At 69.1% G+C, this 15439-nt stretch carries 12 protein-coding genes and 2 tRNA genes; 7 read left to right on the top strand and 7 right to left on the bottom strand.

Features of this window, described 5'->3' with window-relative positions:
- Together JOD31_RS17995 and oxlT are read right to left on the bottom strand one after the other, a co-directional pair.
- On the bottom strand, positions 1-614 hold a 614-nt coding region (locus JOD31_RS17995; protein WP_338100624.1), incomplete at its 3' end, for an ATP-grasp domain-containing protein.
- A 243-nt stretch (positions 615-857) separates the two neighbouring features.
- Positions 858-2180, bottom strand: a complete 1323-nt coding sequence (gene oxlT, locus JOD31_RS17990) for an oxalate/formate MFS antiporter (protein ID WP_204951799.1) — start codon at positions 2178-2180, stop codon at positions 858-860.
- An 884-nt stretch (positions 2181-3064) separates the two neighbouring features.
- On the opposite strand from oxlT, the gene oxc reads away from it, so the two are divergent.
- Together oxc and frc are read left to right on the top strand one after the other, a co-directional pair.
- Complete coding sequence (gene oxc, locus JOD31_RS17985; protein WP_204951824.1) at positions 3065-4783, top strand: oxalyl-CoA decarboxylase; 1719 nt, start codon at positions 3065-3067, stop codon at positions 4781-4783.
- Between the two features lie 174 nt (positions 4784-4957).
- Positions 4958-6235: a formyl-CoA transferase gene (gene frc, locus JOD31_RS17980; RefSeq protein ID WP_204951798.1), complete on the top strand. Its 1278-nt coding sequence runs from the start codon at positions 4958-4960 to the stop codon at positions 6233-6235.
- Positions 6236-6286: 51 nt separating this feature from the next.
- Here the strand turns inward: frc and JOD31_RS17975 are convergent, their stop codons facing one another.
- Positions 6287-6676, bottom strand: coding sequence for a VOC family protein (locus tag JOD31_RS17975; protein ID WP_204951797.1), 390 nt, complete (start codon positions 6674-6676; stop codon positions 6287-6289).
- A 74-nt stretch (positions 6677-6750) separates the two neighbouring features.
- Between JOD31_RS17975 and JOD31_RS17970 the strand changes: the two genes are divergently transcribed.
- Positions 6751-7683: a methionyl-tRNA formyltransferase gene (locus JOD31_RS17970; RefSeq protein ID WP_204951796.1), complete on the top strand. Its 933-nt coding sequence runs from the start codon at positions 6751-6753 to the stop codon at positions 7681-7683.
- A 12-nt stretch (positions 7684-7695) separates the two neighbouring features.
- Here the strand turns inward: JOD31_RS17970 and JOD31_RS17965 are convergent, their stop codons facing one another.
- Positions 7696-8574: a DUF6030 family protein gene (locus JOD31_RS17965; protein ID WP_204951795.1), complete on the bottom strand. Its 879-nt coding sequence runs from the start codon at positions 8572-8574 to the stop codon at positions 7696-7698.
- 657 nt (positions 8575-9231) lie between these two features.
- Positions 9232-9308 (bottom strand) — tRNA-Pro (locus JOD31_RS17960).
- A 221-nt stretch (positions 9309-9529) separates the two neighbouring features.
- Here JOD31_RS17960 and JOD31_RS17955 point away from each other — a divergent pair.
- Positions 9530-9838 (top strand): hypothetical protein, encoded by a 309-nt coding sequence (locus JOD31_RS17955; protein ID WP_204951794.1) that lies wholly within the window; start codon positions 9530-9532, stop codon positions 9836-9838.
- Between the two features lie 48 nt (positions 9839-9886).
- On the top strand, positions 9887-10069 hold the full coding sequence (locus JOD31_RS17950) for a CsbD family protein (protein WP_204951793.1): 183 nt from the start codon (positions 9887-9889) through the stop codon (positions 10067-10069).
- 131 nt (positions 10070-10200) lie between these two features.
- Here the strand turns inward: JOD31_RS17950 and JOD31_RS17945 are convergent, their stop codons facing one another.
- A complete protein-coding gene (locus tag JOD31_RS17945; RefSeq protein WP_204951792.1) occupies positions 10201-13692 on the bottom strand; it encodes an ATP-binding protein in 3492 nt (1163 codons plus the stop codon).
- Positions 13693-13845: 153 nt separating this feature from the next.
- Between JOD31_RS17945 and JOD31_RS17940 the strand changes: the two genes are divergently transcribed.
- Both JOD31_RS17940 and JOD31_RS17935 read left to right on the top strand, forming a co-directional pair.
- On the top strand, positions 13846-14670 hold the full coding sequence (locus JOD31_RS17940; RefSeq protein WP_271206210.1) for a nucleotidyltransferase domain-containing protein: 825 nt from the start codon (positions 13846-13848) through the stop codon (positions 14668-14670).
- 177 nt (positions 14671-14847) lie between these two features.
- Positions 14848-15066: a hypothetical protein gene (locus tag JOD31_RS17935; RefSeq protein WP_204951791.1), complete on the top strand. Its 219-nt coding sequence runs from the start codon at positions 14848-14850 to the stop codon at positions 15064-15066.
- A gap of 216 nt (positions 15067-15282) precedes the next feature.
- Here the strand turns inward: JOD31_RS17935 and JOD31_RS17930 are convergent.
- Positions 15283-15358, bottom strand: a tRNA-Lys gene (locus JOD31_RS17930).
- Positions 15359-15439 lie beyond the last annotated feature (81 nt).

The following is a 15439-nucleotide window of genomic DNA, read 5'->3' as shown; positions in this document are numbered from 1 at the left end:
ATCGCCATGTCGGTCGCGACGAACGCCCCGTAGAGCTTCTCGACCACCGAGCCCGCCTGCTTGGCGAGGTCGCCCGAAAGCCCCAGCGCCTTCGCCACCGTCCGCCCATGATGCGGCTGCACCCCCGTCGCCGGGTCCACCGTGATGGTGTGGATCTTCTCGGGGTGCTCGTGCGCCACCTCCTCGATGTCCATCCCGCCCTCGGTCGACACCACGAAGGCCACATGCCCCGTCGTCCGGTCCACCAGCGCCGAGAGGTAGAACTCCTTCTCGATCAGCGAGCCCTCTTCCACATACAGACGGTTCACCTGCTTCCCCGAAGGACCCGTCTGCTTCGTCACAAGCGTCCGGCCAAGCATCTGGCGGACGTTCGCCTTCACCTCATCCACCGAACGCGACAGCCGGACGCCGCCCGCCTCGCCCGCGTCCGGTTCGACAAACTTCCCCTTGCCGCGGCCGCCCGCGTGGATCTGCGACTTCACCACCCAGACAGGACCGCCGAGAGCGTTCGCGGCGTTGTCGACGTCGTCGAGGGAGAAGATCGGGAATCCGTTCGGCACGGGCGCGCCGTACTCGCGAAGAATGCTCTTCGCCTGGTATTCGTGAATGTTCATCAAGCGCTCTCAGCTGGAGAAGGAGGCGTGTCGGCGGCGGATCCGCCCGGCGGGACCGAGGGGGCGTCGAAGGTTGCGTTCCGTCTTCTGCCGCATCTCGACCCAAAGCTCGATCGTCTTTTCGGCGGGGGCCGGTCGAAAGAGCCTCTCATGAAAAGGCCCCCGGAGCCGAAGCGCCGGGGGCCGAGGAGCCGCGGACGGACGCGCGGAGGGCGAGCGCGCCCGCGAACCGCGGGAACCGTATCAGGCGGTGGCGACCCGCGGCGCGGGAGCCGCGTCGATCTCGGCCTGGGCCTTGGCGACCACCGACTTGCGCCAGGGCTTGAGCACGGCGATCGCGAGGATCGAGGCCGCGATGTTCGCGCCGGCGGCGATCAGGAACACGCCGTCCCACGAGCCCTGGGCCTGCTGCATGTAGTTCGCGAAGGGCACCAGCAGCGCCGCCGTGCCCTTGGCGGTGTAGAGCATGCCGGCGTTGGTCGCGGCGAACTTGGAGCCGAAGGTGTCCGTGCAGGTCGCCGGGAACAGCGAGTAGATCTCGCCCCAGGCGAAGAACACGAAGCCCGACAGCAGCACGAACCACACCGGATCCGAACCCCAGAGGTACAGCAGGTAGATGCCGACGCCTTCCATCGCGAAGGCGATGAACATGGTGTTCTCACGACCGATCTTGTCCGAGATCCAGCCGAAGAAGGGACGGGTCAGGCCGTTCAGGATGCGGTCGATGGTGGCGGAGAAGGTCACGACCGTCATGGTCAGGCCCACGAGCGTCACGTCGACCTTGTCGATGTGGAGGTCGGCCGCGATCGGCTTCAGGTTGGCGGTGATCATCAGGCCGCCGGCGCCGACGGCGACGAACATGGCGTACATCAGCCAGAAGATCGGCTGGCGCAGCACTTCGGTCGGACGGTAGTTGCGGCGGCTCTGAGCGTTCGCGGCGTTGACCGTGACCGCCGGGGTCTGGCCGGACTTCGGAGCGACGAGGAAGATCGCCATCGCGCAGATGACCACGGCCTGGCCGATGCCGAAGTTGATGAAGGCGGCCTGGTAGCCCGAGTTCGCGATCATCGACTGGATCGGGGCGACGGTGAGCGCCGCGCCCGCGCCGAAGCCGGCGGCGGTGATGCCGGCCGCGAGGCCGCGCTTGTCCGGGAACCACTTCAGGGCGTTGCCCACGCAGGTGCCGTAGACGGCGCCGGCGCCGATGCCCGCGATCACCTGACCGAGATAGAACTGGTTGAGCGACGCCGCGTAGCCGTTGATCACCCAGCCGACGCCGCAGAGCACGCCGCCGAAGATCACCACGACCCGCGGGCCGTACTTGTCGACGAACCATCCTTCGACCGGCACAAGCCAGGTCTCGAACAGCACGAACAGGGTGAACGCCCACTGGATCGCCGCGCGATCCCATCCGAACTGCTTCTGAATGTCGGGGACGAAGAACGTCCACCCGTACTGAAGGTTGGCGATCATCACCATGCAGATGACGCCGACGGCCAATTGCGTCCAACGATAGGCGTCGCTGACGCGGTGGCCGGGCTCCCCGGCCTGTAGCGCTGTGGTCATTTCCTACCCCTGAGAATTTTTCTCGTTACGTGGCGTTGTTCGCTCACTGGGGCCATCTTGGTATCCGTTATGCCAAACGTGCAAGGGACGAAATGTTCGTTCGTCTCTGTGCTGCGCCGCACAACAAATCTCCAATAACGAGAAAGAGGCGCCCGGTCGTGGTCTACTGGCGCACCATAACCGGAGCGGCCCGCGCTTTGGAAACGACGCCTTAGTCGAATGCGAGATAGCGTCGCTGCGACGCTTAGACGCTTAGAGCGCCACCGACTCCTTGAGGTTGAAGCGCCGGCGTCGCGGGCGTCACGGCCGCGGCGAACGCCCGATTGACCCGGATCGTCGACGGCGAGCGGGCCTGCCGTCGGAGCCGTCCGGCGATGGGGTTCGCCGATCGCGCGGATCACGCCTTCTATTAAACGAAAGTATCGGAGATTTTGTATTTGGCATGCCAATACTGCTCACGGAAGCGCGAGAAAGCCGTGATCGCTCCGTGGCTTTTGCGTTGCAGCATACGTCAATAGGCCATGCCGTCGCAGGTCTCGTTGACGTTTCGTATCTGGCATGCCAGATTTTGGCGCACCTGATGACGAGCGTTTCGAACGGCGCGACAGGCGGATGCGAGGCGGTCTTTCAGCCTCTCGCCCGGCGCGGCGTCGGATCATCGTCTGGCCCCCCGCGCAACCGCGCGGAAAAGCGAGGAACAGCGGCCGAAGAGCCGACGCCACGCGATTTCGAAGTCCGGCAGGCGCGCGTCATCGCGCCGCTTCGAGAATTGGGCCGTTCGTCCGGCCTCAACGCAAAAAAGCCCCCTGGAGGAATGTCCCATGTCGAGCGCCGCAGCCCTTAAGATCGAATCGCCCGCCGAAGAACGGAATCTCGCGCCCGCGATGGACCCGCAGATCGCCGCAGAACCTGAGCTGACCGACGGCTTCCACCTCGTCATCGACGCGCTGAAGCTGAACGACATCACGACCATCTACGGCGTCCCCGGCATTCCGATCACCGACCTCGGCCGCCTCGCGCAGGCCGAAGGGATGCGCGTCATCTCCTTCCGCCACGAGCAGCATGCCGGCAACGCCGCGGCGATCGCGGGCTTCCTCACCAAGAAGCCCGGCGTGTGCCTCACCGTTTCGGCCCCCGGCTTCCTCAACGGCCTCACCGCGCTCGCGAACGCCACCACCAACTGCTTCCCGATGATCCTCATCTCCGGCTCGTCCGAGCGCGAGATCGTCGACCTGCAGCAGGGCGACTACGAGGAGATGGACCAGCTCGCCATCGCCAAGCCGCTGTGCAAGGCCGCCTTCCGCGTGCTGCACGCCGAGGACATCGGCATCGCCGTGGCCCGCGCGATCCGCGCCGCGGTTTCCGGCCGTCCCGGCGGCGTCTATCTCGACCTGCCCGCCAAGCTGTTCAGCCAGGTGCTCGACGCGACCAAGGGCGAGAAGTCGCTCGTCAAGGTGATCGACGCCGCGCCGGCCCAGATCCCCGCCCCGTCCGCCATCAAGCGCGCGCTCGATGTCCTCAAGGGCGCGAAGCGTCCGCTCATCGTGCTCGGCAAGGGCGCGGCCTACGCCCAGGCCGACGACCTCGTGCGCGAACTCGTCGAACGCACCGGCATTCCCTACGTGCCGATGAGCATGGCGAAGGGCCTGCTGCCCGACACCCACCCGCTGTCGGCCGGCGCCGCCCGCTCGACCGCGCTGAAGGATTCGGACGTCGTGCTGCTGGTCGGCGCCCGCCTGAACTGGCTGCTCAGCCACGGCAAGGGCAAGACCTGGGGCGCGCCCGGCTCGAAGAAGTTCATCCAGATCGACATCGAGCCCAAGGAAATGGACTCGAACGTCGAGATCGTCGCGCCGGTCGTCGGCGACATCGGCTCCTGCGTCGAGGCGCTGCTCGCGGGCGTCGACGCGAACTGGCCGGCCGTTCCGTCCGACTGGACGGAGACCCTGAAGGCCAAGAAGGAGGCGAACGTCTCCAAGATGGCCGCCAAGCTCGGCAAGAACGCGGCTCCGATGGACTTCCACGGCGCGCTCGGCGCGCTGAAGACGGTGATCCAGGAGCGGCCCGACGCGATCCTCGTGAACGAGGGCGCGAACACGCTCGATCTCGCCCGCGGCATCATCGACATGTACCAGCCGCGCAAGCGCCTGGACGTCGGCACCTGGGGCATCATGGGCATCGGCATGGGCTTCGCCATCGCCGCCGCGGTCGAGACCGGCAAGCCGGTGCTGGCGGTCGAGGGCGACTCGGCCTTCGGCTTCTCCGGCATGGAGGTGGAGACGATCTGCCGCTACAACCTGTCCGTGTGCATCGTCGTCTTCAACAACAACGGCATCTACCGCGGCACGGACGTGAACCCGACCGGCGGCGAGGACGTCGCCCCGACGGTGTTCGTCGCGGACGCCCGCTACGACAAGATGATGGAGGCCTTCGGCGGCGTCGGCGTCAACGTCACGACGCCGGACGAACTGAAGCGCGCGGTCGACGCGGCGATGGACTCCGGTCGCCCGACCCTCATCAACGCCGTCATCGACCCGGCCGCCGGCACCGAGAGCGGCAACATCGGCAGCCTCAACCCGCAGAGCGTCGTCAAGAAGAAGTGACGCTCCCGCGGCAGGTCTCCGGCGGTCAACCGTCGGAGACCAAGAGTCGCATGAGGTATATCTAATACCAGAGCCGCATTGACGGCGCGGCCTCCGCGCCGTCATCTGGCCGTGACAACCGTCGACCGGGCGCCTGCACGGTCGACGCGACGGAATGAGAGACAGGGAAGCATTATGAGCAAGGCTCTGGAAGGCGTCCGCGTGCTGGACTTCACCCACGTCCAGTCGGGTCCGACCTGCACGCAGCTGCTCGCCTGGTTCGGCGCTGACGTGATCAAGGTCGAGCGCCCCGGCGTCGGCGATGCGACCCGCGCGCAGCTGCAGGACATCCCGGACGTGGACAGCCTCTATTTCACGATGCTGAACCACAACAAGCGCTCCATCACGCTCGACTCGAAGAACGCGAAGGGCAAGGAGGTGCTGTGGCGCCTCGTGAAGGAGTGCGACGTCCTCGTCGAGAACTTCGCGCCCGGCGCGCTCGACCGCATGGGCCTGACCTGGGAGAAGATCCAGGAGGCCAACCCGCGCATGATCCTCGCGTCCGTGAAGGGCTTCGGCCCCGGCCGCTACCAGGACTGCAAGGTCTATGAGAACGTCGCGCAGTGCGCCGGCGGCTCGGCCTCGACCACCGGCTTCCGCGACGACATCCCGATGGTCACCGGCGCGCAGATCGGCGACAGCGGCACGGGCCTGCACCTCGCGCTCGGCATCGTCACCGCCCTGTTCCACCGCACCCATTCGGGCAAGGGCCAGCGGGTCGACTGCGCCATGCAGGACGCCGTGCTGAACCTCTGCCGCGTCAAGCTGCGCGACCAGCAGCGTCTCGAGCACGGCCCGCTGCGCGAATACAGCCAGTTCGGCGAAGGGATCGAGTTCGGCGAGAGCGTGCCGCGCGCGGGCAACGACAGCGGCGGCGGCCAGCCCGGCCGCATCCTGAAGTGCAAGGGCTGGGAGCACGATCCCAACGCCTATCTCTACTTCATCACCCAGGCCCCGGTCTGGGAGAAGATCTGCGACATCATCGGCGAGCCGGACTGGAAGACCGATCCGAACTACGCCACGCCAAAGGCGCGGCTGCCGCACCTGAACGAGATCTTCACGCGCATCGAGGCGTGGACCATGAAGCACGACAAGTTCGAGGCCATGGACATCCTCAACAAGTACGACATCCCCTGCGGGCCGATCCTCTCCATGAAGGAGATCGCCGAGGACGAGTCGCTGCGCCAGTCCGGCACCGTGGTCGAGGTCGACCACCCCACCCGCGGCAAGTATCTGACGGTCGGAAGCCCGATCAAGCTCTCGGGCAGCCCGGTCGAGGTCGAGCGTTCGCCGCTGCTGGGCGAGCACACCGACGAGATCCTGCGCCAGGTGCTGGGCTACTCCGACAACGAGATCGCCGAGATCGAGGGATCGGGCGCCGTCGGCCAGATCCAGCGCCTCGCAGCCGAGTGATCTTCGCCTGACGTTCTTCGGGAAGGCCGCCGCGGCGATGCGGCGGCCTTTTTAGTCGTATGTGACGAACGAGATCACATTACCGTCGGGATCGCGGACGTGAAAATCGGTCCCGCCCCATGGTTGCCGGGTAGGCTGTTGCCGGATGTCGGCGCCGTGCGCCTCGAATTCGCGGAAAAGCCCATGCACGTCGTCGACTTCCACCGTGGCGAGGATCAGGGACGGCTCGCGCGCGGCCAGTTCGACGAAGTTAGGGCGCTTCACGCAGCGAAAATGGAAGCACGCCCGTCCTCGCGAGACGGATCCGTAGAAGGGCGGTTCACCGTGGAGGAAGTCCACCTCGAAGCCGAGCTTGTCTTTAAAGTAGCCAGCCGCTAGCGGAACATCCCGAACGAACAGGATCGGGATCACGGTCATGCGCGTTTCGCTGCGTTTGTTCATCGAGCCTGCTCCGAGACGAACTGAATTGGGCGGCCGGGCCAGGGACCCCGGACAGATTACAAGGAGAACGTCCCATGCGCATCGTGGTCCACGGCCAGCAGGCCTTCGGCAAGGCGGTACTCGAGGCGCTGCTCGCCCGCGGCGATAACGTGGTGGCCGTCTACGTCGCGCCGGAGAAGGAGGGCCAGAAGCCCGACCCGCTGAAGGAGGCGGCGCTCGCCCACGGCCTCGAGGTGCGCCAGCCCGCCTCGTACAAGTCGGACGAGGTCGCCGAGGCCTTCCGGGCGCTGAAGCCCGACCTGCAGGTCATGGCCTTCGTCACGCTGTTCGTGCCGTCGAGCTTCCTCGCCATCCCGACCCACGGCTCGATCCAGTACCACCCCTCGCTGCTGCCGGCCTACCGCGGCGCCTCCGCCATCAACTGGCCGATCATCAAGGGCGAGACCGAGACCGGCCTGTCGATCTTCTGGCCCGACGACGGCCTCGACACCGGCGACGTGCTTCTGCAGAAGACGACCCCGATCGGCCCGAAGGACACGCTCGGCTCGGTCTACTTCGACCGGCTGTTCCCGATGGGCGTCGAGGCGATGCTGGAGGCCGTCGATCTGGTGAAGGCCGGGACCGCGCCGCGCATAAAGCAGGACGAGGACAAGGCGACCTACGAGGGCATCTGCCGCGTGGCGAACGCGAAGATCGACTGGGGCAAGCCCTGGGAGCAGATCGACCGCCTGATCCGCGGCTGCAACCCCTCCCCCGGCGCCTGGACGACGCTGGACGGCCAGACCGTCAAGATCCTCGACGCCGTTCCTCTGCCGGCCAAGACGCCGAAGGACATCGCCGGCAAGCTCGGCGAAGTGGCGGTCGTTGACGCGGACGGCGTCGTGGTGGTTTGCGCGGACGGTCGCTTCCGGGTCACCCGCGTGCAGCCCGAGGGCGGCGCGAAGACGCCTGCGGGCGAATGGGCGGCCGCCGCCAACCTCGCGACCGGCGTCCGCTTCGGGCTCTGACGCGGTCCGCCGTCAGCGCCACGGCGGCGCGACCGTGAACCGCGCGGGATCGAGAATCGCTCCGTCGTCGTAGAACGTCATGAGCACGTTGAGGCGGACCTCGGGGCCGTCCTCGCGCAGCAGTTCGTAGCGGGCGCCGTGCTCCTCCAGCCGGAGGCTCGCCTTTTGCGCGATCGCCCGCAGCACGCGCTGCGGGGCCCGCCAGCCGAGCGTCGCGTGCAGGCCCTCGAGCGCCTCGGTCGCCGCGCGGGTCACCTCCCGGTCGTCGCCCGGCTTCAGCACGTTGAGCTTCAGCCGGACCACGTCCACCGCGGTCGGCCGTCCGCCCCGCAGGGTGACGATCAGGCTCGACCCGTTCTCGCCGAGGGCCTGGTAGGCCAGGCAGTACCACCCCGGCGAGGTCGGGAGAGGTCCGGGCGTGACCGGGGCCTCGGGCAGGCCGAGCTGCCGGAGCCGTCCGCAGAGCTGCGCGGGCGTCGCCTCCAGGCGGCGCATGAAGCGCGTCGGGCGCGCGAACGGCCCCCGCAGCCAGGCGTCGTCGAAGGCCGCGGCCGGCTCTTCGGCCGGCGGGGTGTCCGCGGTGGCCGAAGGCGCGACGACCTCGGGGGCCGTCGGGACCGGCGCCGCGACGACGTGAACCTGCCGCGCGTCGTCGATCAGCCCGGTCTGGGCCGAAATCCGCCAGATCGCGATCGAGAACACCAGCAGCACCAGCCCCAGAGCCGCGCCCCCGAGCGCCGCCGGCGCCCACTCCGGCGCGCGGCGCCTAGTTCCGACGGGACGCGGCTGCGGCGAAGGGTTCGGGCGGCGGGCGAGGCCGCGGATCGCCCCCGCCGCCGTCGCGGACCGGCGGCGGACCACGAGCGCCGCGGCGCCGACGGCCGACCTCATGCGCGCCCCCGCGCCGCCGCGTGGCCGCACGGGCACGACGGGCCGCGCCGCTGGCCGCGGCTTCGCCCGCGGGGCCGCGCGCCGCAACTGCATCGCCGCCTGGTCTCGGGCCGCCACGAGGCGGGCGCGGACGTCCCGCGACCAACGAGCGCCATGGATGCGAAATCGCTGGGACAGGGCGGCGGGGGCCGCGCGCAGGGCGCCGGCGCTCGGCGGCTGGCGACGGCCCTTGGGGCCCGCCGCGGACAAACCGGCCCGCGCCTTGGCGACCGCCCCCGACGCCAAGGCCTCGAGCCGGACGCGCGAACGCCCCGCCGCCCGGCGCGCGGCCTCGGCCTGCGCCCTCAGCCAAGCCAGGGGCCGTTCGATCCAGCGCGTCACCGTTGTCGCCGCCCGTCTTGCACGTCCGCATGCGCCCCGGACCCGAGATCCGAACGCCGCGTCCGCCGATCCATGCGACGGCCGCAAAGCGCGGTCAACGGCGCCCGGCCGAGCGGCGGCGGCGGTTCGAGGTCCAAACACTGAAGAGGCGGCGCGTCGGCGGAGCCGTCGTCGCCAGGCGAGAGCTTCGGATGGTTCAAGCCTGCCCGGCCGATGCATGACGCGTCGCCCAAGCGGGGCGGCGGATCGGGATATCCGCGACGTCCTGAAGTCGGCTGGTCGGAGTGGCAGGATTCGAACCTGCGACCCCCTCGTCCCGAACGAGGTGCGCTACCAGGCTGCGCTACACTCCGCGGCCGACGGCGGCCCTTATAGGAGGACCAGCGGCGCTCCGCAAGCGGGCAAACGCATGCGACGCCTTCCCTTTTCACAGGCGCGTCTCTCCCGAGGCGCCGCGCGGCGCCTCGCCGGATGGAACTCCTGTTCCGGCCGCACGTTTAGCCGCCACTCCCGCCGCCGACGGCGGCGCTGGTCCTGCGCTCAGGGCGCTGGACAACGAAAGGATTTGAGCGACATGGCGGACCCCAACATCTCCGAAAAAGTCGACGATCTGGCCGATGGCGTGAAGAACGCCGGGCGTAGCGCCGCCGAAGGCGCGCGCGCAGCGGGCGAGAGCGTGGGCGACGCCCTCGACGACGCCGGCGACGCCGCCGAGCGCCGCCTGCGCCGCGCCAACCGCCGCGGCCGCGCCGCCTACGCCGAGACCGAAGATCGATTCGAGAGCGAGTTCGAAGGCATCGAGGACACCATTCGGCGCAATCCGATCGCGGCCACCGGCGCGGCGCTGCTCGTCGGCGTCGTCCTCGGCCGGTTTTTCCTCTGATCTGATCGTTTCATTGCGGCGCCAAGGCGCCAGGAAAGGGAGAGTGACATGGACAAGAACACCGTGAAGGGCGCCCTCAAGGAGGCCGTCGGCAAGGGCAAGGAAGGCGTCGGCAAGGTCACCGGCAACGTCGGCCTCGAAGCCGAAGGCAAGGCCGAGCAGGTCGAGGGCAAGGCCCAGAAGACCGTCGGCAAGACCGCCGACGCCGCGCGGTCCGCCCTCAAGCACTGAACGTCTCACCCGGATGCGGCGCTTGCGCCGCGCCCGGACCAGACAGTCGCCCTGCCTTCGCACAGAACGCACGGCGGTCTGAAACGTGACATCCGGAAGGCCGGTCGCGACGCGATCGGCCTTCTCTGCGTCTAGCCCTGCCCCGTCCGTCGCGCCGGGCCTGCGTCCGTGGAATCGGACGGGCCCACAAGCCGCCGCACGGCGTCGACAAGCGCCGAGAGCGACGTCCGGGATTTCGTCAGCGCCGCGGCCGCCTGGGGAGCGACGTCGCCGTCGATGTCGTGCGCGGAGAAGATGATGGCGGGTGTCGGACGCGGCGTTGTCGCTTCGAGATCGGCCAGAAGCTCGAGCCCGCTTCCGTCGCCAAGCGCCACGTCGATGATCGCCAGATCGAACGACGTGTCCACGAGCCGCGCGCGCGCCTCGATCAGGCTGCGCGCGGACACGACGTCCGCGATCGGCGCGACGGCGGCGGTCACCACCTTGCAGAGATCGGCGTCGTCCTCGACGTGAAGGATCTTGGGCCGCCCGCCGCGCGGTCTCAGCCGATCGCGCAGGAGTCCCGACAGGCGCTGGACGTCGACCGGCTTCTCGAGCCACGCCACGACGTCGAGCATCGCCGCGCGGGCGTCGCGGCGGCCGGCGTCCGCTTCGGCGGAGACCACGATTATCGGCGTCGTGGCGGTCGCTGCGGACGCGCGCAGATCCCGGATCAAGGTGATGCCGTGGCCGTCCGGCAGTCTCAGGTCGACCAGGATGGCCTGCACGTCCCCTGTCGCGGCCGCCTTCGCGCTGCGCGCGGTCGTGGCGAGGATGGTGCGGAAGCCCGCCTCGGACAGCTGTTCGGACAGGATCGCGCCGATGATCGCGTCGTCCTCGCACACGAGGATGCAGGGCCGACGGTCCAACGCCGGCGCGGACGCCGCCCGCTCCTCCCGCATCCGCGGCAGCCGCACCTGGAATTCGGCGCCCTCCCCCGGCTCGCTGACGAAGCCCACGGATCCGGCGTGCCGCTCGACGATCTCCTTGACGATGGCGAGGCCGAGCCCGGTCCCGCCCTTGCGGCGGCTGTCGGAGCCGTCCGCCTGCGCGAACTTCGAGAAGACGTGCGGCCGGAACCCGACCGGCAGGCCCGGGCCGCGGTCGCGCACCCGCAGCCGCGCGGCGGCGCCGTCCACGTCGATCGTGACCGTGACGGTCTCTCCCTTCGGGGAAAACTTGATGGCGTTCGAAATCAGGTTGGTCGCCACCTGGCTCAGGCGGTCGGCGTCCCCGCGCACGATGGTCGCGTCCGTTCCGCTCACCACCTCGACCTGGACCTCGTACGACTGGGCGTAGCCCCTGAGACCGCTCACGGCGTCCTCGACCAGGGGCTCGAGCGCCACCGGACCGAGATCGAAAGCCATGCGGCCTGCTTCGATCTTCTCGATGTCCAGGATGTCGTTGATGAGCCGAACCAGGCGCAAGCTGTTGGCGTGGGCGATGCCGATCAGATGGCGCGCCTTGTCCCCGAGCGGACCGGCGACCCCTTCCGCGAGCAGGCCGAGCGAGCCGGCGATCGAGGTGAGCGGCGTGCGCAGCTCGTGGCTGACCGTCGACACGAACTCGGTCTTCATGAGCTCGACGCGCTTGCGCTCGCTGATGTCGCGCGCGGTGACGAACACGCGCTCGACGCGCCCTCCGGCGTCCTTCAGCGGCACATAGACGATTTCGTAGGCGGCCGGCATGCCGCGCACGGCCGATTCACGCTCGGCCGTGAACGGCTGCCGGGTTTCGACCGCCGTGCGCAGATCCTCCTCCAGCGCGGTCCCGGGTCCGCCGGGGAAAATCTCCGCGGGCGTCCGCCCGACCACATCGTCCTGGCGCAACCCGCTCGCCTCCACGGCTGCGCCGTTCCAGGTCTCGACGCGGAACGATCCGTCGGGCTCGACGCGCAGGACGGCTTTCGAATCGGGGGAGTGGTCAAACAGCCCGCGGAACAGCGCCTCCGCCTCGACCAGCCGACGCTCCCGGTCGCGGATCGCCGCCGCGGTCGCCGCCAGAGCGCGGCTGAGCATCCCGATTTCCCCACGCGCGCCCGCCAGCGAGCGGTCGTCCGGTTCGTCGCCCTGAAGCCGTTGGGCATAGGCCGTCAGGCGCCGGACGGGGCGAAGCACCAGCATCTCGGCGCCGAACACCCCAAGCGCCACGGAGGCGGCCAGCAGGGCGCTGATCAGGCCGAGGCGGCGATTCATCCGGGCGTCGACCGGCTCGACGATCTCCCGCTTGGGCAGGCCGACGATGACCCGCCCTCCGCTGAAGGCGAGAGGGCGCACGACGAACACGAAGGGCTCGCCCCCGTCGCCCGGCGCCTCGAACGCGGCCCTGCGGGTCGTGAGCATGTCGGCCGGCGCGCGCGCGAACGCCCGCGCCCCGATCTGGTCGCGGTCGTCCGGGCGTCGCGCGATGACGACGCCGTCCTTGTCGACGAGCGTCAGCACGGCCTCGCGCTCGCCTCCCACGGCGAGCCGGTCGAGCGGGTCCCCCAGAGCCTCGAGGTTGATGATGGCGCCGACGAGCACCGTCGCGCCGCCGGGAAGCAGCAGAGGCTGCACCACCGCGATCGACGCGCGGGACTGCACCCTTGTGACGATGTAGCCGCTGACCGTGAAGCTCTGGGTCGAGAAGGCTTCGCGGACGTAGTCGCGATCGCCGAGGGAGATCGGGCGTCCGCTGCGCCGCGGGGCGCACAGCACTTCGCCCGAGCGACTGACGACGAACAGCGACGACGTCAGCCCGTTCAGACTGGCGAAGCGGGCGACGGTCGCGTCGCAGGCGGGTCCCGGCGTGCGGATCTCGGGAAAGCGCGCGAGAAAGACCAGCGTGCGCCGCACCTGCTCGATGACCGCGTCCTGCTGCTCCACCCCGAGGCGGGCGAGGCCCGCGAGACGCGTCTCCGCCTGCTTCAGCGCGATGTCGCGCTCGGCGCTCGCGAAATACACCGTGAGCGCCGCGAGCGGCGTCAGCGCGAGCACGCCGACCGGCGCGATGCGCCAGCGCAGCGTCGACGACTGCCGCGCCAGTCCGATCGCGAGATGCAGCAGCGCCAGCGCCGCGGCGCTCGGCAGCGACACCTCGCCGAAGCCCGTCACGGCGGCGAGCGCGGCGGGCTTCATCGCATAGAGCGCCAGGGCGAAAACCGCGATCGCGACGCCGACGATCCGAAACGCCTGGCGCAGGTTTTCGACGAGGCTCGATCCCACGTTGGCGAGCGCGAGGGCGAGCGCGGTGCAGAGCACGGCGGCGACAGGGGCGGAGGCCAGCTCTCCCCCGCCGGCCCCGCTCGACGACGCCGCGGCCAGGACATGCGCCAGGACGCCGACGGCGACCAGCGACGCGAGGACCGCCCCCGCCCGCTGGAACGACGGGATGGGCGCGTAGACCGCCACGCAGGCCGCGGCGAGCGCCACCAGGGCGCCATCCACCCACGCCGCGCCGGAGGCCGAAGCCAGCGCAGCCGTCTGCGGAGTCGGCCAGCCGAGGACCGTGTTGAGTCCGGACAGGGCCGCGATCAGCCCTGCGGCCGCCGCGCAGGCGCCCGCCGCCCAGTGGCGCGGCTTCATCGGAAGCGATCGAGACGACATCGACGACCGCCCTGGCCGCGTGATCGGGGAGCGGCACGCTACGACAGAACCACGCGGGTTGGGAATCGCCCGGTGGGGGGCGTCGTCCTCGGCGCACGGGCGTTTGTGCTAGGGCTTGGCCGATCCTCACGAACGCGCGGAGAGGCGAGCCCGGTGCTTACGAGATCGATTCCCGCCTCGATGGACGACGCCATCGTCAGGATGATCGACAGCCGTCTCGACGACGTCCGCCGGAGCGAGGGCGTGGCGATCCCCCTGGCGATCGAGAGCGGCAGCCGGGCCTGGGGCTTTCCATCCCCCGACAGCGACTACGACCGCCGGTTCGTGTTCGTTCGCCCGAGCGAACACTACCTGTCGCCGTGGCAACGCCGCGACGTGATCGAGACCCCGCTCGACGGCGACCTCGACGTGAACGGCTGGGAGCTCGGCAAGGCGATTCGCCTTCTGCTCAAGGGCAACGCGGTCATCGTCGAATGGCTGAGGTCGCCTGTCGCTTACGGCGTGGACGAGACCTTCCGGACCGCGTTTCTGGAGCTGGCTGAGAACGTCGCCGACCGCAATCTCATCGCGCTCCACTATCTCCATCTCGGCTTGCGCCAGCGAAACGCCTACTTCTCCGACCGCAAGGCCGTCGCGCTGAAGAAGATTTTCTACGCCGTGCGGCCGGCTGCGGCCCTGCGCTGGCTGCGGCGCCATCCCGATGCGGCGATCGCTCCCATGCGGTTTCAGACGCTGATCGAGGAATGCGATCCCCCGTCCGACGTCCGGTCCGTTCTGGCTGACCTGGTCGAGCGGAAGTCCGTGACCCGCGAGCTCGGGACCGCTCCTCTCCCGGCGTCGATCGCGACCTTCGTCGACGGCGAGTTCGAAGCGGCGACGGCGGCCTTTTCGAAGGCGCCTCCGGCCGAGCGACGGCGCGAGATCGAACTGGCGGAGCAGTTTTTTCGGAGAATGGTCGCGCACGTCTGGGCGAGCTGACGAGCCGGAGCCGAGTCGCGGTCTCGGCGCGTGCGCCGGCCTCCTGCAGTCACTCGACCCGCAAGCTGGGCCGTCGCCGTCCTATCTTTGCCCGCGCGGGATTGCTTCCCCGGCGATCACCCTACTTCCTGCGGACGATCGCAGCCCCCGCGCGTCGCATTACAAGGCAGAGCAGATATGACCGACCCCAACGCATCCGAGATCGACGAGGCGCGGCGTTCCGTCGTTTCGCTCCTGCGCCAGGAGTTCAACAATCACACGCTCGGTCAGCTCGACCCCTATGAATTCGGAAACGCGGTCGCGCCGCTGGTCAACGCGCTCGCGGCGTTGACCCTCATGGAGAAAGACCTGTCCGATGGCGCCGGTCTGGGAGAAGCGAGCCGCTCCGACGACTGATTCCTGGACGGCGAACTCGCGTTCATCCGCGTCGCCTCGGGCGCACAGGACCGCGAGCGCGTTTCGCTTCATTCGATGGGGAGGGGCGCCGCTCGGCGGCAGGTCTGGACCGGCGGTCCGCCTGCTAGAAGAACCAAGCAGGCCGGTCGTCGGAACGACCATATGACGTCCTGTCGGAACGTCTCGATGATGCGGCGGTAAACACCAAGAAAGACTTGGTGGGCGCACTAGGGCTCGAACCTAGGACCCGCTGATTAAGAGTCAGCTGCTCTACCAACTGAGCTATGCGCCCGATCGAAAAGTGACGTTCGGGACGCCGCATCGCTTCGATGGCGCGGGATGTAACAAACCATCCCGCGCCTGTCTAGCCTTG

The organism is Methylopila capsulata (assembly GCF_016907975.1).
Taxonomy (GTDB): Bacteria; Pseudomonadota; Alphaproteobacteria; order Rhizobiales; family Methylopilaceae; genus Methylopila; species Methylopila capsulata.
This window is presented reverse-complemented; position numbering and strand designations above follow the sequence as displayed.